7 protein-coding genes are annotated in these 23,174 nt (G+C 74.0%); 2 read left to right on the top strand and 5 right to left on the bottom strand.

Annotation, left to right across the window (positions count from 1 at the left end; translation table 11 throughout):
* A partial coding sequence (locus tag ACFWW9_RS27650; protein WP_390383849.1) for an amino acid adenylation domain-containing protein occupies window positions 1–7,516 on the bottom strand: 7,516 nt, incomplete at its 3' end.
* 423 nt (window positions 7,517–7,939) lie between these two features.
* Between ACFWW9_RS27650 and ACFWW9_RS27645 the strand changes: the two genes are divergently transcribed.
* Window positions 7,940–8,707: an ABC transporter ATP-binding protein gene (locus tag ACFWW9_RS27645; protein WP_390383847.1), complete on the top strand. Its 768-nt coding sequence runs from the start codon at window positions 7,940–7,942 to the stop codon at window positions 8,705–8,707.
* Window positions 8,708–8,710: 3 nt separating this feature from the next.
* The gene (locus ACFWW9_RS27640; protein ID WP_390383845.1) at window positions 8,711–10,654 is read left to right on the top strand and encodes an FtsX-like permease family protein; all 1,944 of its coding nucleotides are present in this window, start codon (window positions 8,711–8,713) and stop codon (window positions 10,652–10,654) included.
* Window positions 10,655–10,660: 6 nt separating this feature from the next.
* Here the strand turns inward: ACFWW9_RS27640 and ACFWW9_RS27635 are convergent, their stop codons facing one another.
* The 4 genes from ACFWW9_RS27635 to ACFWW9_RS27620 all read right to left on the bottom strand — a co-directional run bounded on the left by ACFWW9_RS27635 (window position 10,661) and on the right by ACFWW9_RS27620 (window position 23,035).
* Window positions 10,661–20,035 carry an amino acid adenylation domain-containing protein gene (locus ACFWW9_RS27635; RefSeq protein WP_390383844.1) on the bottom strand — a complete coding sequence of 3,125 codons (9,375 nt, stop codon included), beginning with the start codon at window positions 20,033–20,035 and terminating at the stop codon, window positions 10,661–10,663.
* Complete coding sequence (locus ACFWW9_RS27630; RefSeq protein WP_390383842.1) at window positions 20,032–21,030, bottom strand: TauD/TfdA family dioxygenase; 999 nt, start codon at window positions 21,028–21,030, stop codon at window positions 20,032–20,034. The genes ACFWW9_RS27635 and ACFWW9_RS27630 overlap by 4 nt, the downstream gene beginning before the upstream one ends.
* Window positions 21,031–21,128: 98 nt before the next feature.
* Entirely contained in the window at window positions 21,129–21,788 is a 660-nt protein-coding gene (locus ACFWW9_RS27625; protein WP_390383840.1) for a response regulator, read from the bottom strand.
* Window positions 21,764–23,035, bottom strand: a complete 1,272-nt coding sequence (locus ACFWW9_RS27620) for a histidine kinase (RefSeq protein WP_390383838.1) — start codon at window positions 23,033–23,035, stop codon at window positions 21,764–21,766. Before ACFWW9_RS27620 ends, ACFWW9_RS27625 begins: the two co-directional genes overlap by 25 nt.
* Window positions 23,036–23,174 lie beyond the last annotated feature (139 nt).

Raw genomic sequence — 23,174 nt, 5'->3', positions numbered from 1 at the left:
CCTCGGCCCAGATCCCGGCCAGCTCGCGTTCGACGGCGGTGGCGGGCGGGCGTTCCGGCGTTCGGGTGGCGCCGCCGGGCGCGGGCAGCGCGCGCGGGTCCAGCTTGCCGCTGGCGTTGAGCGGCAGCGCGGACAGCGGCACGAACGCGGAGGGGACCAGGTGCGCGGGCAACCGTTCCGCGAGGTGCCGTCGCGCCTCTTCCTCCGACAGCGGCGGCTCGGCCACCAGGTAGGCCACCAGCCTGCGGTCTCCCGACCGGTCCTCGCGGACCGCGACGTGGCCGGCCGTGACGGACGGGTGCGCGGCGAGCGCGGCCTCGACCTCGCCCGGCTCCACCCGGAAGCCGCGGATCTTCACCTGGTCGTCCAGCCGCCCCAGGTAGTCCAACGTGCCGTCGGCGGTCCACCGGCCCAGGTCGCCCGTGCGGTACATCCGCTCGCCGGGCGCGCCGAACGGGTTCGCCACGAACCGCTCGGCGGTCAGGTCGGGACGGCCGAGGTAGCCCCTGGCGAGGTGGACGCCCGCGAAGTACAGCTCGCCGGGCACGCCCGGCGGCACCGGCCGCAGCGACCGGTCCAGCACGTAGGCGCGGGTGTTCCACACGGGCCCGCCGATCACCACGCGCTCACCCGGTTCGACCCGCCAGTGCGTGACGTCGACCGAGGCCTCCGTCGGGCCGTAGGTGTTGTGCAGCTCGACGCCGAGCCGCTCGACCGCCTCGGCCGCCAGCTCACCGCTGAGCACCTCGCCCGCCGACACGATCGTCCTCAGTGGACCGGACGCGTCCGCGGTGTCCTGCTCGGCGAGGAAGACCTTCAGCATCGACGGCACGAACTCGGCCGTCGTGACCCGTTCGGCGGCGATCAGCTCCGCCAGGTAGTCGGGCTCGCGCTGGCCGCCGGGCCGGGCGATCACCACGGCCGCGCCCGCGACCAGCGCCCCGAACACCTCGGCCACGGACGCGTCGAACCCAGCCGGTGCCTTGTGCAGCACACGGTCCTCCACACCGAGCGGCGCGCACGACTGCATCCAGCGCAGCCGGTTGGCGATCCCGGCGTGCGTGGTCGCCACGGCCTTGGGCGTCCCGGTCGAGCCGGACGTGTGCAGCACGTAGGCGATGCCCGCGGGCGTGACTCGCGTGGCCGGCCGGTCGGTGCGGCCGTCCGGCACCTCCTCCAGCAGCACTGTCGGCAGTCCGGTGCGAGCGCGCAGGTCGCGCCGGGTCAGGATGAGCGCGCAGTCCGCCTCCACGGCCAGCCGCGCCAGCCGGGCGTCCGGGTGGTCGGGGTCGAGCGGGAGGTAGGCCGCGCCCGCCTTGAGGACGGCCAGCATCCCCACCACGGTGTCGGGGTGGCGTTCAGCGCAGATCCCGACCAGCGCCTCCGGCCCGATCCCCTGGTCCAGCAGGTGATGTGCGAGCCGGTTCGCCCGGCGGTCCAGGTCGGCGTAGGTCAGCGACGTGCCCTCGAACCGGAGCGCGACGGCGTCCGGCGTGCGGTCGACCTGCTCCTCCACGAGCTGGTGCAGGCACCGCGGCGGCAGCTCCACGGTGGTGTCGTTCCACGTTTCCAGCACGTCCCGCCGCTCGTCCACGCCGAGCACGGGCAGTTCACCCACCACGCTGTCGGGCCGGTCGACGAACGCGTCCAGCAGCGTGCGCAGCCGCTCCCCCAGCCGGGCCGCGGTGTCGTCGTCGAACAGGTCCGGGTCGTAGCCGATCGACAGGTGCAGCTCGTCGGTCGTGTACGCGGTGAGGCTGAGCGGGTAGTGGGTGTGCTCCTGGCCGCGGAACGCCCGCAGGCCGAGGCCGTGGCGGGTGGCGAAGTCGCTGTCGTACGGGTAGTTCTCGAACACCACGATGCTGTCGAACAGGGTGGTGCCGCCGGACAGGTCGCTCCACCGCCGGGCCTGGGCGAGCGACACGTGACCGTGGTTCTGGGACTCCACCTGGGCTTCCTGGAGCCGCCGGAGCCAGGTGTCCAACCTCTGCGCGCCGTCCACCCGCACCCGCACGGGCAGGGTGTTGATGAACAGGCCGATGATCTCGTCCGCGCCCGCCAGGGTCGCGGGCCTGCCGAAGACCGTGGCGCCGAAGCAGACGTCGCTCTCGCCGCTGTGACGTTCCAGCATGATCGCCCACGCGCCCTGCACGAGGGTGTTGACCGTCAGCCGGGCGTTCCTGGCGTACTCGAAGAGCGCTCGCGAGCGGTCGGGCGGGATCACGACGTCGTGGCCGCGCGAGGACCGCGCCTGGTGGTCGGCGGCGGGGGTTCGCGTGGTGGGCAGCGGTGTCGGCGTGGCGAAGCCCGCGAGCACCCCGCGCCAGTGGGTCGCGGCGGCCTCGGCGTCCTGGTCGGCCAGCCACCGCACGTAGTCCCGGAACGGCCTGCGCCGCTTGAGGACCACGGTTCGGTCGCCGGTCAGCAGCGCGTGCTGGGCGAACACCTCCGACAGCAGGTCGGAGAAGCTCCAGCCGTCCAGGAGCAGGTGGTGCGACGACAGCAGGACTTCGACGGTGGAGTCGTCCAGCCGCAGGAGGTCGAGCCGCAGCAGCGGGGCGGTCGCGAGGTCGAAGTCCTGGCGCAGGCACCGTTCCCACAGCTCCCACGCCCGGTCCGCCCTGGCGGTGTCCGACAGGCCCCGCAGGTCATGGTGCTCGATCGGGGCCCGCACGTCCCGGTGCACGACCTGCAGCGGCTCCGGCAGGCCCTCCCACAGCACGGACGTCCGCAGCACGGGAATGCGGTCCACCGTGGCCTGCCAGGCGCGGGCCAGCACGTCGGGGTCGTCCACCCCGGTCACCTCGATGGCGAAGTGGCTGACGTAGACGCCGGGCTCGTCCAGCGAGTGGAACAGCATCCCGCTCTGCGTCGGCGTCAGGGGGTAGACGTCCTCCACGGACCGGCCGTTGCCCGCGACGCGGTCCACGGTCTCCTGGTCCAGGTCCGCCAACGGGAAGTCCGACGGTGTGCACCCGCCCGCGTCCGGGCCCGCGCAGTGCTCGACGAACGCCCGCAGCTCGGCCGTGAACCGCTCGGCCAACCCCCGGACGGTGTCCTCGCGGTGCAGGTTCCGCGAGTAGTCCCAGCGGAACTCCAGCTCCTCGCCGAGCACGTAGCCGCTGATCTCGAACGTCCGGCTCCGGGTCACCCCGGCCGCGGGCTCGGTGCCGGGGTCCGGCAGCCAGCCCGTGTACAGGCCGTCGGCCTCGGGCGAGGCGGTGTCGAACCGGCCGAGGTAGTTGAAGGTGATCTCGGGTTCGCGGGTGGGCGCGGGCAGTTCACCGCCCAGGTGCCGCAACTCCCCGTACCCCAGGCCGTTGCCGGGGACAGCGCGCAGCCGCTCCTTGACCGCCTTGACCACCGGGCCCCACTCCGCCGTGCGCGGGAGGGTCAGCGCGACCGGGAAGTGGGTGGTGAACCAGCCGACCGCGCCGGAAACGTCGACGTCGTCGAACAGCTCCTCCCGGCCGTGGCCCTCCAGTTCCACGACCAGCTCGTCCCGGCCGGTCCAGTGGCGCAGGGTCCGGCCCAACGCGCTGAGCAGCACGTCGTTGACCTGGGTCCGGTACACCTCGGGCACCCGGCGCTGCAGCGCTTCGGTGTCCTCGCCGCTCAGGCGCGCGGTCACCGTTCCCACCGCGTCGGCGGTGTTGTCCCCGAGCGCGTCCACCGGCAGCGGCGCGGTCGTGGCGACGACGGCGTCGACCGCGGTCCAGTGGTCCCGCTCGTGGGCGAACCCGCCGCCCTCCGCGTGGTCGCGCAACCGGCGGGCCCAGTCCGCGAAGGACGCCGTCACCGGGCCGAGGTCCACCTCCCCGCCGCGGGCCTGCCGGTAGGCGCGGTCGAAGTCGGCGAGCAGCACGCGCCACGACACCCCGTCGACCACGAGGTGGTGGGCGGTCAGCAGCAGGCGGGGCGGCTCGTCGAGGCTGTGCAGCAGCAGCGCCCGGAACAGCGGTCCGGTGTCGACGGCGAACCCGGTCCTGGCTCGCCGGACCGCCGCCTGCACCACGGCGTCCGGGTCGTCCTCACTGGACAGGTCGACCAGGTCCAGCACCACGGCCCGTGCCGGGGTCGCGTGTTGCCGCCAGCCGTCCCCGGTCCGCTCGAACCGCAGGCCGAACGCGGCGTGCCGGGTGGCGACGGCGTCCAGCGCCCGGCGCAGCGACGGCACGTCGGTGTCGTCCCGCAGCTCCAGGAACACCGACTGCTCGAACCGGTCGAGGCCGTCGGACCGGGCGTCCAGGCCCCAGTGCTGGACCGGGGTCAGCGGCACGTCGCCGGTGTCGTCCGACTGCGCGGTCACGGGCTCCTCGACGACCGGGGCCGCCGCGGCGATGTCCGCGGCCAGCTCGGCGACGGTCTGGTGCAGGAACAGCTGCTTGGAGGTGAACGTCAGCCCGGCCCGCTTGGCCCGCCACACCACCAGGATCGCCTGGATGGAGTCGCCGCCGTGGTCGAAGAAGTTGTCGGTGACGCCGAACCGGCCCTCCTCCACGCCGAGCACGTCCGCCCAGATCTCGACGAGGGTCCGTTCGACGTCGTCGCGCGGGGCGACCGTCGCCGCGACCACCTCGTCCACAGTGGACAGCGCGGCCCGGTCGACCTTGCCGCTCGGGGCGAGCGGGATCTCCGACCGGAACGCGAACCGCGACGGCACCAGGTGGTCGGGCAGCCGTCGGGTCAGGAACTCGCGCAGATCGGCCTCGCTCGTGCCGGGGGCCACGACGTGCGCCACCAAGCGCTTGCCGCCCTCGGGGTCCTCCTGGGCGACCACCGCTGCGGCGGTGACCGCCGGGTGTTCGGCCACCGCGGCCTCGACCTCGCCGAGTTCCACGCGGTGGCCGCGGATCTTGACCTGGTCGTCGGTGCGGCCGAGGTACTCCAGGCCGTTCCCGCGCCACCGGGCGAGGTCGCCGGTGCGGTACATCCTCTCCCCCGGCGCGCCGAGCGGATCGGCCACGAACCGGGACGCGGTCAGGCCGGGCCGCCGGTGGTAGCCGCGGGCGACCTGCCCGCCCGCCAGGTACAGCTCGCCCGTCGCGCCGAGCGGGACGGGACGCAGGTAGGTGTCGAGCAGGTACGCGCGGGAGCCGTGCACGGCCGTGCCGATGGACACCGCGCCGGACGGCAGCGGGTCGCCCGGAGCCACGCGGTGCGAGACCGTGCCGACCGTCGCCTCGGTGGGCCCGTACTCGTTGACGACGGTCGTTCCAGGGTGCCTGGCGCGCCAGCGGTCCAGCACGTCGGCCCACAGCGCCTCGCCGCCCACCACCAGGTCACCGGTCGGCGACCGGTCCTCCGGCAGGTCCAGCAGGATCTTCAGGTGGCTCGGGGTCACCTTCAGGAAGGACGGTGCCCCGCCCTCCCCCGGCCACACCGCGTCGGCGACGTCGAGGTCCCCGACGCGCACGCGGCCGCCGTTCGTCAGCGTCCCCCACACCGAGGTCACGGTCAGGTCGAACGACAGCGAGGAGTGCAGCAGCGCGGTCCCGGTCAGCGACGGGTAGTCGCGCGCGCAGGCCGCGAGGTAGCGGGCGAGCTGCCGGTGCTCGACCAGCACGCCCTTGGGACGGCCGGTAGTCCCGGACGTGTAGATGACGTAGGCCAGGTTCCGCCCGTCCGCGCGCGGCTCGACCGGGGCGTCGGACAGCGCGTCGATCGCCTCCCGGTCGACGTCCAGGCGCACCACGGTCGCCGCGGCGACGTCCGGAAGTCCTTGGCGCGTCAGGACAACGGCCGCGCCCGAGTCCTCCAGCGCGTACGCCAGCCGGTCGGCGGGGTCGTCGGGGTCGAGCGGGAGGTACGCGCCGCCCGCCTTGAGCACGCCCAGCAGGCCGACCACGAGGTCGATCCCCGGTTCGACGCGGACACCGACGACGACGTCCGGTCCGACGCCGCGCTCGACCAGGTACCGCGCCAGCCGGTTCGCCCGCGCGTCGAGGTCGGCGTAGGTGACCTCGCCTTCGTCGGTCGCCACGGCCGGGGCGTCCGGCGTGCGCCGCGCCTGCGCGGCGAACAGCGCGCACACGTCCGCCGCGGGCTCCAGGGGCTCCGCCGGGGGCACGACCACGTCCCGTTCCTCGCGCGCCAGGACGGGCAGCGCGGTCAGCGATCGTCGCGGCTCGGCGGTGGCGGAATCCAGCAGCACCACCAGGTTCGCCGCCATCCGCCGGACGGTCGGCTCGTCGAACAGGTCGGTGCGGTACTCCACGAACCCGGTCAGGCCGTCGCCGTGCTCGGCGAAGTCGATCGTGACGTCCATCTTGGCCACCACGGCGGGCTGCCGGAGGTCGGTCGCCTCCACTCCGGGCAGCCGCAACGCGCCTTCGTAAGCGTTGTGCAGGTTGACCATGGCCTGCACCAGGGGTGTCCGGCTCGGGTCGCGCTCCGGCCGGAGCGCCTCCACCAGGCGTTGGAACGGCAGCTCGTCGTGGTCGAAGGCGTCGAGCACCTCGTCGCGGACCACGTCGAGGAACTCCGCGAACGACAGCGTCTCGTCGACCTGGCAACGGATGACGACGGTGTTGACGAAGTAGCCGATGAGCTGTTCCAGCTCCGGTCGCACGCGTCCGGACGTGGACGTGCCGACCGCGATGTCCCGACGGCCGCTGTAGCGGGCGAAGAGGACCTGCACCGCGGCCACCAAAGCGGTGTAGAGCGTCGCGCCGTGGGCTCGGCACAGGTCCCGCAACCGGATCGCGACCGCCTGGGGCACCTCGAACACGTGCAGGGCACCAGAAGTGGACCGGACCGGCGGCCGCGGGCGGTCGGTGGGCAGCTCCAGCGGTTCCAGCCCGGCGAGCCGGTCGCGCCAGTGCTCCAGGTGCGTCTCCAGGTCGCGGCTTCGCTGCCACACGGCGAAGTCGGCGTACTGGAGGACCGGCTCGGGCAGGTCCGCGGGTTCGCCGCGGACGGAGGCGGCGTAGAGCGCGCTCAGCTCGTCGGCGAGCACGCCGAGGGACCAGCCGTCGCTGATGATGTGGTGCATTCCCAGCACCAGCAGGTGTTCGGCGGGTCCCAGGCGGACGATCCGGGCCTGGAACAGCGGACCCACGCGCAGGTCGTACGGCCGGGTCACGTCCTCCAGGAGCGACCGGTCCACCTCCGCTCGCCGCTGCTCCTCGGACAGCTCCGACAGGTCGTGCAGGGGGATGTCGACCACCGTCGGCGGGTGCACGACCTGGACGCCGCTCCCGTCACCGGGCCCGAACGTCGTGCGCAGCGACTCGTGCCTGCGCACCAGCTCGCCCAACGCCGACCGCAGCGCCGCCACGTCGAGGTCGCCGACCAGCCGCACCGGGCGGACGACGGTGAACTCGACGCTGTCCGGCTCGAAGTCGTGCAGGAACCACAGCTGCCGCTGCGCGAAGGACATCGGTGTCGCGCCGTCGCGGGGGACGGGGGTGACGCGCCCGTCCTCGGCCGTGTCGTCCGCCTCGCCCGCCAACTGCCGCCGCAACCGCTCCCGGAGGTGGGCCGGCAGCGCGGCCATCCGGTCCTCAACCGTCATCAGCGCTTCCCATTCCAGTGTCGGGGACAGGGACACGGTGATATCGACGACCACCCGGTGATCCGCGCGAAACCGTCATCTCCGACGAGGAAGGCGAAATGCGGAACGAATGCGTTTCCGCCCACGGGGAAACGTCCGCGACCATCCCGGTCGCGGCGATTTCCCCGATAGCGGCGTTCCTCCACCCGCTCCCCCGCCTCGCCCCCGCGAAGCCCGCCCGGACAGCCTCTCCGGAAGCCCGAGGGGACGACACCTATTTGACTTGGCGGCGAAAAGGCCAGGTAGACCGTCGACCGCCCGGACGTTCACCTGTTCGGGCGACAGCTTTCGGCGGTATACCCAGGTCTACTCGGCCGGTATCGCGGGCGCTACTCCACTCCGGAATGCGGGAAATCCGCTACCGGGCCGTGCTGTACTGAAGTCATGTCGATCGGCAACGGGGCGCACTGGGGCCCTTCGGGGGTTCAGCCGGTCGCGGTCGAACTCCGCGGCGTGATCAAGGAATACGGTTCCAGGCAGGCGCGGGTGCGCGCTCTGGACGGGGTGAGCGTCGCTTTCCCCACCGGCACGTGGACGGCGGTGATGGGCCCCTCCGGTTCCGGGAAGTCGACGCTGCTGCACTGCGCCGCCGGGTTGGAGAAGGTCGACGCGGGCCAGGTGCTGGTGGCGGGCGCGAACATCACCAACGCCTCCGCCGCGGAACTCACCGCGCTGCGCCGCGGCCGGGTCGGCTTCGTGTTCCAGACCTTCAACCTGGTGTCCTCGCTGACCGCCGAGCAGAACGTCGAACTCCCGCTCAAGCTGGCGGGCGCGCGGACCTCGCGGCGCGAGGTGCGGCGGGTGCTGGAGGCCGTCGGCCTCGGCGACCGGACGCGGCACAAGCCCGGTGAGCTGTCCGGCGGCCAGCAGCAGCGGGTGGCCATCGCCCGCGCGATGGTCAGCAGGCCCGCGGTCCTGTTCGCCGACGAGCCGACCGGGGCGCTGGACTCGAAGTCGGCGCGGGACGTGCTCGCGCTGCTGGAGACCATGGTGTCGGGGTCGGGCCAGACCATCGTGATGGTCACCCACGACCCCACCGTGGCGGCGAGCGCGACCACGGTGGTGTTCCTCCGCGACGGGCAGGTCGTCGACAGCGCGATCCGACCGTCCGCGCACGAGGTGGCCGGCAGGCTGGCCAGGCTGGAGCACTGACCCGTGATCACCCTGTCCTGGAACACCTTCCGGTCGCGCTGGCAGCTGTTCCTCGGCGCCATCGTCTGCGTCGCGGTCGGCGTGGCACTGGTGCAGTCGTCGTTGCAGGTGCTCGCCGCCACCGCCTCGCCGAGCATCCCGCCCGGCCTGACCCCGTGGCAGGAGGCGGACCTGCGGGACACCTACGACGGCGCGACCACGCTGATGGGGATGACGACGTTCCTCGCGGCGTTCCTCGCGGTCTTCGTCGTCAGCTCGACCTTCGCCTTCACCGTGGCGCAGCGCCGCCGGGAACTGGCGCTGCTGCGCCTGGTCGGCGGCAGCACCGGCCAGCTCCGCACGCTGCTGCTGGCCGAGGCGCTGCTGCTCGGCGTCTGCGGCACGGTGCTGGGGATCCCGCTGGGCGAGCCGCTGGTGGGTGTGCAGGTGTGGCTGCTGTCCGAGCTGGGGTTCGTCCCCGGCGGTCTCACCACCGAGCACGCGAGCTGGGTCGTGCTCACCGCGGGCGGCACGGGCATCGGAGTCGCACTGCTGGGCGTGCTGACCGCCTCCCGCCGCGCGGCCAAGGTGCGGCCACTGGAGGCCCTGCGCAGCGAGGACGGCATCCGCCAGGTGATGACCCCGGCGCGCTGGTTCTTCGGGTTGGGGTTCCTGGCCTGCTCGGCGCTGCTGGTGGTCCTGTCCGCCGGGGTGAGCCTGCTGTTCGCGGTGGCGCTGTCGATGATGCTCACGATCACCGGCGCCATCGCGCTGAGCCTGCTCAGCCCGCTGGCCGTGCCGCTCGTCGGACGGCTGTTCGGCCTGGTGCTGCGCGCGAACACCCTCGGCGGCCTCGCCGAGGCCAACCTCCGCGACGGGGTGCGCCGCAGCGCGGCCACGGCGGCCCCGCTGATCGTGCTGGTCTCGTTGCTGCTCGGCCTGTTCGGCGCGCTGAGTTCGCTGGCGCGGGCGTCCGGCGAGGAGCAGAAGCAGATCGTGGACGCGGACCTGGTGGTGGCCTCGACCGGCGCCGAGGCCGACCGGATCGCGGGGGTGCCGGGCGTGGCGCTGGCCTCGCCGGAGATCGCCGTGCCGATGATCCTGACCAAGAACGTCGTCGACGTCGACAGCGGCGACCCCGAGCAGGAGGAGCAGCACACCGGGATCATCGCCGTCGACCCGGACGCCTACCAGCGCACGCACCGCACCGAGGTGAGCGCGGGCAGCCTCGCCGACCTGCACGGCCCCGCCATCGTGCTGACCGGGCTGAGCGAGCAGCGGATCGACCTCGGCGCGCCGGTCGAGGCGAACCTGAACGGGCAGGTGTCCACGCTGCACGTCGTCGCCGTCCTGCCCGAGCGGCTGTCCGCCGCCGAGACCGCGCTGGTCCCTCGGGACCAGGTGCCGCGGGACGTGCTGGCGTCGGCGCAGGCCCAGACCGCCGTCAAAGTGGCTCCGGGCACGGACCCCGCGACGGTCGCCGACGCGATCCGGGCCGCGGGCATCGGCACGGTCTCGACGCTGGCGGACTGGGCGGCGAGCAGTTCCACGCAGCAGCAGGACTTCAACGTGCGGACGATGGTCGTGTTGATGGGCCTGTCCGGGCTGTACGCGCTGATCGCCGTGGTCAACGCGGTCGTGATGGCGGGGGCGGACCGCAAGCGCGAGTTCGCCGTCGTCCGGGTGGCCGGGCTGGACCGGGGCCAGGTCGTGCGCATGGCGCTGGTCGAGTCGTGGGCCGTGGCCGCGATCGGCCTGTTCCTGGGCGCGCTCGTGGTCGCCGGGACGATGCTCGGGGTGGCGGCGGGGATCTACCACGCCGTCGGGTCCTTCGTGGTCGTGGTCCCGTGGCAGCTGACGACGGTGGTCACCCTGGGCGCGTTCGCCGTGGTGGGCGTGACCAGCGCGCTGACGACGTGGTCCGCCACCCGCGTGGAGCCCGTGCGGCTGGTCGTCGCCCGCGAGTGACCCCCGTCAGCCTCCCGCCACGAGCTGGGCCAGGATCCGCTCCCGCAGCACCTCGGCGAGGCCGTCGATCGTCGTGGCCTCGAACAGGTCGCGCGGCGACATCTCCACCCCGAACGACCGCCGGATCCTGGACGTCGCCTTGAGGCTGGTGATCGAGTCGCCGCCCAGGTCGAAGAAGTCGTCGTGAACACCAACCCGGTCCACGCCGAGCACCTCCGCCCAGATCCGGGCCAGCGCCGTCTCCGTCGGGTCGCGCGGGTCGACGTGCCGCGTGGCGGTCCGGTCCCGCGGTGCGGGCGGGGGCAGCGCCGAGCGGTCGACCTTGCCGTGCGCGGTCAGCGGGATGTCGTCGACCGGCACGAACACCGACGGCACCAGGTAGTCGGGCAGCACCTCGGCCAGCGCCCGCCCGAGGTCCGTGCCCGGCGTGCCGACCACGTGCGCCACGAGTTCGGCGCGGTCGCCGTCGCGGCTGACCGACACGACGGCCTTGGTGACGCCGGGCAGCCCCAGCAGGGCGTGCTCGACCTCGCCGGGCTCGACCCGGAACCCGCGGATCTTGACCTGGTCGTCGGACCGCCCGATGAACTCCAGCCGCCCGTCCCGGTTCCACCGCCCGATGTCGCCGGTGCGGTAGATCCGGTCGCCGGGCGCGCCGAAGGGGTGGGCCACGAACCGCTCCGCGGTCAGGTCCGGCCGTCCCCGGTAGCCGCGGGACAGCCCCACGCCGCCGAGGTAGACCTCCCCGGCCGCGCCGAGCGGCACGGTCCTCAGCGAGCCGTCGAGGACGTAGGCGGTCGCGTTGGCCAGCGGGACACCGACGTCGGGTAGCCCCTGCTCGTCCTGGCGGACCTCCCCGCCGGTCGACACGACCGTCATCTCGGTGGCCCCGTAGTGGTTGACCAGCCGCCACGCCGTGCCCGGCGCGGGCCTGCGGCGCACGGTGTCACCGCCGGTGAGCACCAGCCTCAGCCGGGTCCGGGCCAGTCCGGGCTCGTCCACCAGGACGTCCACCCGAGCGGGCAGCAGGTAGCAGATCGTCGTGCCCCGCTCGGCGAACCAGTCCACCATCGCGGTCGCGTCGTCGAACACCGCGCGGCCGGGGACGTCCACCCGCGCGCCCGCCAGCAGGTAGGGCCACAGCTCCCACACCGAGGCGTCGAAGCCCAGCGCGGCCAACGGGCACGTCCGGTCGTCCGGCCCGATCCCGTAGTCGCGCACCTGCCAGGTGCAGAGCTGGACCAGGTTGCGGTGCTCGACCATCACGCCCTTGGGAGTGCCGGTCGACCCGGACGTGTAGATCACGTACGCCAGGTTGTCGGGCCGGACGGCGGTGACCGGCGGGATGTCGGGCCGCGCGGCCACGGCCTCGCGCTCCTCGTCGAGCCGCACCACCGCGACCGAGGACGGCCACGGCACGTCCACGTCCGAGGTGGTCAGCACCACCGGGGCCGAGGTGTCCCCGACGACGTGCGCGGTGCGGGCAGGCGGCGCGTCCGGGTCGAGCGGCACGTACGCGCCGCCCGCCTTGAGCACGGCCAGTTCCACCACCACCAGGTCGATCCCGCGCGGCAGGCAGACCCCGACCACCACGTCCGGCCCCACACCGTGGTCGATGAGGTGGTGGGCCAACCGGTTGGCGCGCGTGACGAGGTCCGCGTAGGTGAGCGCCACGGGTCCTTCGGTCACCGCGACCGCGTCGGGGGCGAGGGCGGCCCGCTCGTCGATCAGCTCGGGCAGGCACCGGTCCGTGGGGAAGTCCGCCGCGGTGTCGTTCCACTCCACCAGGAGTTGCCGCCGTTCGGCGTCGGTGAGCACGTCCAGCGCGCGCAGCGGCCGGTCCGGGTTCTCGGCGACGGCGTCGAGGAGCACTTGGAGGCCGTGCACCAGCCGGGCGGCGGTGCTCCGGTCGAACCGGGTCGCGTCGTAGCTCAGCCGCAGCCCCAGCCGTGCGCCGGGGAGGGCGATGAGGTTCAGCGGGTAGTTGGTGCCGCTGTCGGAGTGGACGGAGACCAGCTCGACCCCGTGCCGCAGCAGGGAATCCGGCTCGAACGGGTAGTTCTCGAAGATCACCACGCTGTCGAACAGCGCCGCTCCGGGCGGCAGCTCGCTCCACCCCTGGACCTGCGTCAGCGACACCTGCTCGTGGGCGCGCGCGTCGGCCTGCGCCGACTGGAGGTCGCGCAGCCAGGCCACCAGGTTCGCCGAGGGGTCGACGTGGACCCGCACGGGCAGCGTGTTGAGGAACAGGCCGATGATCGCGTCCACGCCCTCCAGCGCGGCGGGCCTGGCCGTGGCGGTCGCGCCGAAGCAGACGTCGTGCACACCGGCGAAGCGGGCGAGCAGGAGGGCCCAGACGCCCTGCACCAGCGTGTTGACCGTGACCTCGGCCCGCTTGGCGACCTCGTCCAGCGCGCCGGAGAGCTCGGCGCTCAGCTCGACAGCCTGCACCGCGGTCTCCGCGCCGCCGGTGGCGCTCCGCCGGTCGAACGGCAGCGGCGTCGGCGCGGTCAGGCCCGCCAGCACGCCGCGCCAGTGCCGTTCGGCGGCCTCGACGTCCTGACCCCGCAGCCACTCCACGTAGTCGCGGTACGGCGGACGGGTCGGCGGGTCGAACGGCGCTCCGCCGAGCAGCGCGGCGTACTCGCCGAACACCTCGTCCAGGACCTGCGCCACGCTCCAGCCGTCGAGCAGGGCGTGGTGGAACGTCCACAGCATCTCGACGGACGTGTCGCCGAGCCGGGCGAGCGTCACCCGCACCAGCGGCGGTGTCGTCAGGTCCGCCAACGCCTCGCGGTCGAGCCGTTCGCGGTCCCGCAGCTCCCGCCGCCGCGCGGTGTCGTCGAGGGACCGCCAGTCCAGGTGGGTGACCGGGAGGTCGGCGTGCGTCCGCACCACCTGCACCGGCGCCGGGACGTCGTGCCACTCGATCGCGGTGCGCAGCACGGGGATCCGGTCGGCGACGCGCTGCCACGCGCGGCCGAGCAGGTCCGGTTCGGCGATGCCCTCCAGCACCATCGTGGTCTGCTCGACGTACAGACCGGCCACGTCGTCCACCACCGAGTGGAACAGCATCCCGCTCTGCATCGGGGTCAGCGGGAGGACGTCCTCCACCGACCGGCCGTCGCCCGCGATCCGGTCCACCGCCTCCTGGTCCAGCCCGGCCAGCGGGAAGTCCGACGGCGTGCACCCGCCCGTGTCCGGCGACGCGCAGTGCTCGACGAGCGCGCGCAGCTCCGCCGTGAACGCCTCGGCCAGCGCCCGCACGGTGTCCTCGCGGTGCAGGTTCGCCGAGTGCGCCCAGTGGAACTCCAGGCGGCCGTCCACGACCACGCCGACGACGTCGAGCACGTGCGGCCGCTCGCCGTCCGGGCCCTCGGACAGGTCCAGCCGCGGGCGGGCGAACAGCGGGCCGCCGCCCTCGAAGTCGCCCAGGTAGTTGAAGCCGACCTCGGGCCGCGGCCCGGCGTCCACGCCGAGCAGGTGCCGCAGCACCCCGAACCCGACACCGCGGCGCGGGACCGAGCGCAGCCGCTCCTTGACCGCCTTGATCCGCGTGCCCACGTCCTGGGCGGACACGTCCAGCGCCACCGGGAACAGGCTGGTGAACCAGCCGACGGTCCTGGTCAGGTCGACCCCGTCGACGACGTCCTCCCGGCCGTGGCCCTCCACGTCGACCACCACGCGGTCGTCGCCGGTCCACCCCGCCAGCACCCGCGCCAACGCGGTGAGCAGGAGGTCGTTGGCCTGCGTGCGGTAGGCCTTGGGCGCGTCCCGCAGCAGCGTCCGGGTCTCGTCGCGATCCAGCCGCGCCAGGACGACGCGGGCCGAGCCGGGCGTGTTGGGGCCGTCGCCGTCCACCGGCACCGGGACCGCCGGGGGCAGCGCGGCCCAGTGGGCGCGCTCGTCGTCGAAGCCGCCCGCGTCGGCGTGCGCGGTGAGCCGGGTCGCCCACTCGCGGAACGAGGTCGTCTTCCGGCCGAGGTCGGGCGCCTCGCCCCGCAACGCCTGCCGGTACGCGGATTCCAGGTCCTCCAGCAGGATTCGCCAGGACACGCCGTCGACGACGAGGTGGTGCGCGGCCAGCACGAGCGTCGGCCGCTCCCCGCCGGTGAACACCACGGCGGCCACCAGCGGCCCCACGGTCAGGTCGAGTCCGGCGATCTCCCGCTCGACCGTCGTGGGCGGCTCGTCCCGCACGGTCAGCGGGAAGTCGACCGCCTCCACGCCGAGCACGTGCGCCCGCCACCGGTCGTCGACGCGGTCGAACCGCGCGCGCAGCACGTCGTGGTGCTCCATGACCGCCGCCAGCGCGGTCCGCAGCGCGTGCTCGTCCACCGCGCCCTCGGTCAGCTCCACCCGCACGGTCTGGGTGAAGTGGTCCGGGTTCGCCCGGAAGGCCTCGAAGAACCAGCGTTGGATCGGGGTCAGCGGCGCGTCGCCGGTCGCGGGTTCCCGCTCGACGGCGGACCCGGTCACCCGGACCGCGTGCGCCGCCAGCTCGCCGACGGTCTGCCAGCGGAACAGGTCGCGCGAGGCGATGTCCAGGCCGTGCTGCCGGGCCCGGTGCACGACTTGGAGGCCGACGATGGAGTCGCCGCCCAGCTTGAAGAAGTTGTCCTCGACGCCCACGCCGGGCACGCCGAGCAGCTCGGCCCAGATGTCGGCGAGCGCCCGCTCGACGTCCGTGCGCGGGGCCTGCCCGCCGGTCCGCCGCTCCGGCTCGGGCAGGGCGGCGCGGTCCACCTTCCGGTTGCGGGTCAACGGGAGCGCGTCGAGCGTGACGAAGGAGGTGGGCACCAGGTAGGCGGGCAGCTCGTCCGCCAACGCGGCTCGCACGCGGTCGTGGTCGACCTGGTCGCCGACGAGGTACGCGACCAGCGTGGGCGTTCCGTTGCGGCGGAAGACCTGGACCACGGCCTGGGTGATGCCCGGCTGCCGCAGCAGGGCCGCCTCGATCTCGGCGGGCTCGATCCGGAACCCGCGCACCTTCACCTGGTGGTCGGTGCGGCCGAGGAACTCCAGCACGCCGCCGTGCCACCGCACGACGTCCCCGGTCCGGTACATCACCGATCCCGGTTCCCCGAACGGGTTCGCCACGAACCGCTCCGCGGTCAGCCCCGGTTCGCGCAGGTAGCCGCGGGCCGTGCCCGCGCCGGTGAAGCACAGCTCCCCCGGCGTGCCCGGCGGCACCAGCCGGAGCCGGTCGTCCAGCACGTACACCCGCGTGTCGTCGAGCGGGAGGCCGATCGGCACGACGACGGTGGGCAACCGGTCGCCCGCGGTCATCCGATGCCCGGTGACCATGCAGGTCGCCTCGGTCGGGCCGTACCCGTCGCCGACGACGAGGTCCGGGCAGGCGGCGAGCACGCGGCGCACCGACGCGGGCGAGACGGCGTCGCCGCCGATCCACAGCACCCGCAGGTCCCGGAAGCAGGCGGGGTCCTGGTCGGCGAACTGCCGGAACAGGCCCTCGGTGAGGAAGAGCCAGGTCAGGCCGTGCTCGCGGGACAGGCGGCGCACGGCGTCCGCGTCCAGGCCGTCGTCCGGCCCGACCACCACGCCACCGCCGTTGAGGACGGTGACCCACAGCTCGTAGGCGGACCCGTCGAAGGACACCGCGGAGTGCAGCAGCGACCGCTGGTACCCGTCGGTCTGGTACAGGTCGTCCGCGACCAGCGCGGCCAGGCCCCGGTGGCGCAGCGCCACGCCCTTGGGCCTGCCGGTCGAGCCCGAGGTGTACAGGACGCACGCCAGGTTGTCCGGGTGGACCGGCACCTCCGGGGGCTCCTCGGCGTCGAGGTCGCCCTCCACCACGACGACCGGCCCGGCGAACCCGAGATCGACGTCCGGCCGGGCCCGATCGACCAGGAGGGCCTCGGGCGCCGCGTCGGCGACGATCGACCGCAGCCGGGCGGGCGGCGCGGCCACGTCCAGCGGCAGGTACGCCGCTCCCGCCTTGAGCACGGCGAGTTCGGCCACCACGAGGTCCGCCGAGCGGGCCATCAGCAGGGCCACCGGCTGGTCGGGCCGCACGCCCGCCGCCACCAGCCGGTGCGCGAGCGCGTTGGCGCGGCGGTCGAGCTGCCGGAACGTCAGGGAGACCTCGCCGTCGACCACGGCCGTGGCGGACGGTTGTCGCCCCACCTGCGCGGCGAACAGCCCGGTCACCGTCGTGCTCGGCACGACGGGATCCGTGTCACGGCCGCCGGCGCGCAGGAAGCGCCGTTCCAGGCCGGTCAGCACGGGCAGCTCGCCCACCGGTCGCGCGGGGTCGTCGGCGATCGCCGTGAGCAGCACCCGCAACCGTGCGGCCAGGCCCTCGACGGTGGCCGCGTCGAACAGCGCGGTGCTGTAGTTGACGACCGCGGTCAGCCCGCCCTCGTGCGGCCAGAACTCCACGAACAGGTCGAAGGGCACCGACACCCGCGGCACGTGGTGCTCCTCCACCCGCAGCCCCGCCACGTCGGTCGGGCGCACGAACGGCTGTTGCAGCGCGACCATGTACTGCACCAACGGGTTCCCGCCGGTGTCGCGGTCCGGGCGCAGCGCCTCCACGAGGCGCTCGAACGGCAACTCCTGGTGCGCGAAGGCCGCGAGCACGGTCTCGCGGGTGCGGTCCAGGAACTCGGTGAACGGCAGGTCGTCGTCCACGTGGGACCGGATCACCAGCGTGCGCACGAAGAAGCCGAGCACCCGCTCCAGTTCCGGCTGGTCGCGCCCGGCGGTGACGGTGCCGATGGCGACGTCGTCCTGACCGCTGTGCCGGGCGAACAGCACCAGCACCGCCGCGACGAGCGTCGCGAACAGGGTGGCGTTGTGCTCGGCCCCGAGCGCGGTCAGCCGGGCCACCAGCGGCGCGGGCAGCTCGAACCGGTGCGCCGAGCCCGCGCCGGACCGCACCGGCGGGCGACGCCGGTCGGTGGGCAGTTCCAGCGGCACCAGCCCGTCGAGCTGCCGCGTCCAGTACGCCAGGTCCCGGTCCACGGCGGCGCTCGTCTGCCGCTCGCGTTCCCACGCGGCGAAGTCGGCGTGCTGGACGCGCAACGGCGGACGCCGCTCGGGCACCCCGGCCCGGACGTCCGCGTAGGCCTCCAGCAGCTCGTCGACCAGCACGCCGACCGCCCAGCCGTCGGTGACGATGTGGTGCTGGTCGAGCACGAGGACGTGCTCGGTCGCCGACAGGACGAGCAGCGTCACCCGCAGCACGGGTCCGCGCCGCAGGTCGAACGGGCGGGCCGCGCGGTCGCGCAGCAGCCGCCGCACCACCTCGGGGTCGCGGTCGGACACGGTGATCACGTCCAACGGGACCTCGCCGCGCCCGTGCACGACCTGCGCGCCCCGGCCGTCGCCGGTCTCGAACGTGGTGCGCAGCGGCTCGTGCCGCGCCACCAGCCGGTCCAGCGCGACCCGCAGCGCCCCGACGTCCAGGTCGCCGGTCAGCCGCAGCCCCGCCGCGGTGTTGTAGTCGGTGCTGTCCGGCGCCATCTCCTGGAGGAACCAGATCCCCTGCTGCGAGAACGACAGCGGCATCGCCCGGTCGCGCGGCGCCACCGGGATCACCCCGTCGGACGCCTCCGGCGGCACGGCCGGGAGCACCTCGGCCAGCGCGGCGACCGTGGGGTTGTCGAACAGCGCGCGGGCGGACATCCCGTCGCCGAAGACGGCCCGCACCCGTGCCGCCAGCCGCATGGCGAGCAGCGAGTCGCCGTCGAGGTCGGCGAAGAAGTCGTCCCGGATCCCGACGGCCTCGACGCCGAGCACCTCGGCCCACAGCCGCGCCAGCACGTGCTCGACGGGCGTGCGCGGGGCTTCCTTCCCGGTGGCGGGCCGCCACACCGGTTCGGGCAGCGCGCGCCGGTCGACCTTCCCGTTGGGGTTGAGGGGAAAGGAGTCCACGACCACCACGGCCGACGGCACCATGTGCTCGGGCAGCACGCGGGCCGCGTACCCGGCGACCTCGTCGGCGTCGAGCCCGTCGCCGCTGACGTAGCCGACCAGGCGCTTGCGGCCGGGCTGGTCCTCCCGCACCGCGACGACGGCTCGGGTGACGCCGGGGTGCGCGGACAGCACGTTCTCGACCTCGCCGGGCTCGATCCGGAACCCGCGCACCTTCACCTGGTCGTCGACCCGGCTGACGAACTCCAGCACCCCGTCCACCCGCCACCGCAGCAGGTCGCCGGTGCGGTACATCCGCGCGCCCGGAGCGCCGAACGGGTCGGCGACGAACCGCTCGGAGGTCAGCCCCGGCTTGTTGCGGAACGCCCGGCCGAGGCCGTCGCCCGCGATGTACGCCTCACCGGCCGCGCCGACCGGAACGGGCCGCAACTCGTCGTCGAGCAGGTAGATCCGGGTGTTGGGGGTGAGCCTGCCGATGGGCAGCACCGCGTCGCCGTCCGCCGGGTCGTAGTCGGCGCAGGAGGCGACCGCGGAGCACTCGGTGGGGCCGTAGACGTTGGTGATGCGCAGGCCCGGCACGCGAGCGACGGCACGGGCGCAGTGCGCGGGCGACAGCACTTCGCCGCCCACCACGATCTGCTCCAGCCCGTCCAGCACCTCCACGTCGTTGTCCACCACGGTGTGGAACAGACCGGTGGTGAACAGCATCGTGGTCACGCCGTGGCGGGCGATCAGCTCGCGCAGCCCCTCGGCCGTCGGCACGCCCGCGGGGTGGATCGCCAGGCAGGCGCCGCCGAGGAGCGCGTGCCACAGCTCGAACGCGGAGGCGTCGAACGACGGCGACGCGATCATGCTCGCGACCTTGGTGTCGTCGTAGGGGGCGATGCCGCCGGAGGACACCAGGCGCACCAGGCCGCGGTGGGTGAGCACCGCGCCCTTGGGTTCGCCGGTGGAGCCGGAGGTGTAGAGGACCACCGCGGCGTTGCGCGGGTCGACGGCGACGTCCGGGGCGTGCGACGGCCCCTCCTCGAGGTCGTCGAGGAACACGGTGGCCGTCGACTCGGGCAGGGCGACGCTGACGTCCCGCCGGGTGAGCACTACCGGGGCCGCGGTGTCGGCCAGCATGTGCGCCAGCCGGTCACGGGGGTAGCGCGGGTCGAGTGGCACGTACCCGCCGCCCGCCTTGAGCACCGCCAGCGTCGCCACCACCAGGTCGGGACCGCGCTCCAGGCACAGTCCGACCAGCACTTCGGGCCCGACCCCGCGACCGATCAGCGCGTGCGCCACCCGGTTGGCCCGCGCGTCCAGCTCGCCCGCGGTGAGCCGCTCGTCCCGGTGCGCGAGGGCGAGCGCGTCCGGCGACCGCCGTGCCCGCTCCTCGAAGAGCTGGTGCAGGCAGCGGTCTTCCGGGTAGTCGACGGCCGTGTCGTTCCAGTCCACCAGGACCCGCCGGAGGTCGGCGGCATCGGCGGTCGTGGTCATGCGTCGACCGCCGTGGTGCCCGCCATCGCGACCAGCACGCGCCGGTCGCCCGAGTAGGGCTTGCGCCCGTGGGAGACCTTGAGGTTGTCGACGACCACGAGGTCGCCCTGCTCCCACGGCCGCACCAGCAGGCACTCGTCGTACGCCCGGCGGATCGCCGCCAGGTCCTCGTCCGCGATCGGTGTCCCGTCGCCGTAGTAGGCGTGGCGCGGGTAGTCCCGCTCCTCGTACATCTCGGTGAGCGCGGCCCGCACGCCCTCCGGCAGGTTCGAGACGTGGAACAGGTGCGCCTGGTTGAACCACACCTCGCGGCCCGAGTCCGGGTCGACGACCACGGCGGGGCGTCGGCTGCTGGTGCGCAGCGCGTCGTCCTCCAGCCACTCGTAGCGCAACCCGTTGTCCTCGCAGTACTTCTCGACCGCGGCGCGGTCCTCGGTCTGGAACGCCTCCTGCCAGGTGAGCCCCATGCCCAGCCGGTAGGCGCGGGTGTAGAGCACCCCGCGCTCGCGGAACCGGCCCACCAGGTCCTCCGGCAGCCGCCGCAGCACCTCCGCGCTGTCGGCGAGCGGCGTGGCGCCACCGGAGGCGGCGGGAACCGTGCAGGCGAAGAACAACAGCTTCGGCACCACCCGCGCGTAGGAGGTCTCGTTGTGCTGCGGGATGGTCTGCGAGGCCGGGTACTCGGTGGAGGTGTAGACGTTGTTGTGCACCGTGCTGCGGGGCGTGGTCCGCTCGGTGTAGCTCAACGGCTCGCCGCCGAGGATCCGGGTGATCTCCTCCAACTCCTCGGGGGTGCGCACGGCTCCGCGCACCAGCACCGCGCCGTGCGCGCGCACCGCGGCGAGGAGACCGTCGCGCTGGTCCCGCACCCAGTCGACGATCGGCAGACCGTCCGGCGCGGGGCCGTACGCGGCCAATCGGGTTCCGTTCCCGCTGTGCAGCTCCCCGCGCAGAGGGGCGAGGAAGGCCAGGTCGCCGGTCGCCGTGCCGCTCATGTCGTGGTCCCTCGGTAGTAGTCACCGGGCAGGGCACGAGTCTGGTCGGCGGGTCGCACGAGCGGCAATCTTCTTGCACCCGAGGGAAATCCCCGAGGTCAGGCCCGCAGGTAGGTGAGCACGGCGAGCACCCGGTGGTTGCCGTCGACGCCGGAGATGCCGAGCTTGACGAAGATCGACCCGATGTTCTTGGCGACCGCCGCCTGGCTGAGGTGCAGCGCGCCCGCGATGGCGGCGTTGGTCAGCCCCTCGGCCATGAGCGCGAGCACCTCGGTCTCGCGTTCGGTCAACCGGCTCAGCGGCCGGTCCGCGCGTTCCCGGCGCAGGAGTTGCCGCACCACCTCGTGGTCGATGACCGTCTCGCCCCTGGCCACGCGCTCCACGACGGCGACGAAGTCGCGCACCGCGCCGACCCGGTGCTTGAGCAGGTAGCCCACTCCCCTGCCGTCGTGCGACTCCAGCAGCTCGAACGCGTACGCCGGGGCGACGTACTGGGTCAGGACCAGCACTCGGCGCTCCGGATCCAGCTCGCGCAGGGCGATGGCGGCGCGCAGGCCCTCGTCGGTGAAGCCGGGCGGCATCCGCACGTCGGTCACGACGACGTCCGGCTCGTGCTCGGCCACGGCGGCGAGCAGCGCGTCGGCGTCCGACACCGCGGCCACGACCTGGTGGCCGAACCGGCCGAGCAGTTCGACCAGCCCCTCGCGCAGGAGGACGGCGTCCTCGGCGAGGACTACCCGAAGTCCGCCGGCTGCCACGGCAACTCCACTCTCAGCTCGGTGGGCCCGCCGCGCGGGCTGGTCAGGCGGAGCGTGCCCCCGACGACCGCGACCCGGTCGGCGAGGCCCTGCAACCCGGTGCCGCCCTCCGGGTCGGCGCCGCCCGCCCCGTCGTCGCGGACGGTCAGCGCCAGCCGGTCCCCGGTCGCCGTGCCGACGACCTCCGCGCGCGAGGCGCGGGCGTGCTTGACGACGTTGGCGAGCGCCTCGCTCACCACGAAGTAGGCGATGGACTCGACCGACCGCGCGGGGCGGCCGGGCAGGTCGATCCGCACCTCGACCGGCAGCGGGCAGCGGTCGCCGATCTCCGCGACGGCCGCCTCGATCCCCCGGTCGGTGAGCACCTGGGGGTGGATGCCGCGGATCAGCTCGCGCAGGTCGCCCAGCACCGCCTCGGCCTGCTCGCGCGCCTTCGCCAGCAGCGGTGCGACGTCGCCGCCGGGTTCGGCCAGCGTCAGCTCGGACATCCCGAGCGTCATCACCAGCGCGACCAGCCGTTGCTGGGCCCCGTCGTGCAGGTCGCGCTCGATCCGGGACCGCTCGGCCTCGAAGGCGTCGACCAGCCGGGTCCTGGACCGGGCGAGTTCCCGCACCTGCACCGCGAGCGGGGCGTCGCGGTCGGTCAACGTCCGGCGGGCCACGGCCGCCTGCACGCCCGCCACCGCCGTGGCCGCGTACTCGGTCAGCACCACCATGACCAGCCACACGCCGACCGCGGCGGCGGTGCTGCCCACCCCGGCGGTCATGTCGCTGTCGAGCACCACGGCCAGCACCACGCCCGCGGGCGCGAACAGCAGACCGGCCATGGTCGCGACCACCACCGCGCCTCCCGCCGCCAGCACGGTGGTGAACAGCAGCGCGTACCCGAACCGCCGCCAGGTCGCGGCGTCGGCGAGCCTCGGTCGGGCCCCGCGCCACCCGCTCCGCGCGGGAGCGTGGCCGAGCGGCGGCGGGCTCGGGTCCAGCACCCGCAGCCGCCGGAGTTCCACCGCCTCGATCGGCCCCGCCGCCACGAAGGCGACCAGCACCACGAGGCACACCGCGACGGGCACCGTCCACCACGCGCCCGAGGCGTAGACCCACAGGCCGAGCCCCACGGCGGGCAGCGCCCCGAACACGCCGCAGGCGAGGTAGGCCAGCGACCGCCACGGCCTGCTGGAGAGCAGGAACCGCCACGGGTAGCGGACCATCGCCCGCCACGGGCTCGCGGCGTCGTCGCTCGACACGGTGGTGACCTCCCGAGCCGATGCTAGTGGCGCGGGGCGGGGGGCGGGGCGCCAACGTGGGACACCCCCCGGGGCCCCCCCCGCCCCAGGGCGGCGCAGTAAACACCCCCCGGCGCGGGCCGCCGGCGCGCGGGGGACG

The sequence above is a fragment of the Umezawaea sp. NPDC059074 genome, from assembly GCF_042738955.1.
Classification (GTDB): Bacteria; Actinomycetota; Actinomycetes; order Mycobacteriales; family Pseudonocardiaceae; genus Umezawaea.
Note: the sequence above shows the minus strand (reverse complement) of the source record. Positions and strands in the feature narration are given on the sequence as shown.

What these genes read in the sequence shown, in the direction of transcription:
- ACFWW9_RS27645 (WP_390383847.1), top strand. Translation starts at nt 7,940, where the DNA reads ATGTCGATCGGCAACGGGGCGCACTGGGGCCCTTCGGGGGTTCAGCCG.
- ACFWW9_RS27635 (WP_390383844.1), bottom strand. Translation starts at nt 20,035, where the DNA reads ATGACCACGACCGCCGATGCCGCCGACCTCCGGCGGGTCCTGGTGGAC.
- ACFWW9_RS27630 (WP_390383842.1), bottom strand. Translation starts at nt 21,030, where the DNA reads ATGAGCGGCACGGCGACCGGCGACCTGGCCTTCCTCGCCCCTCTGCGC.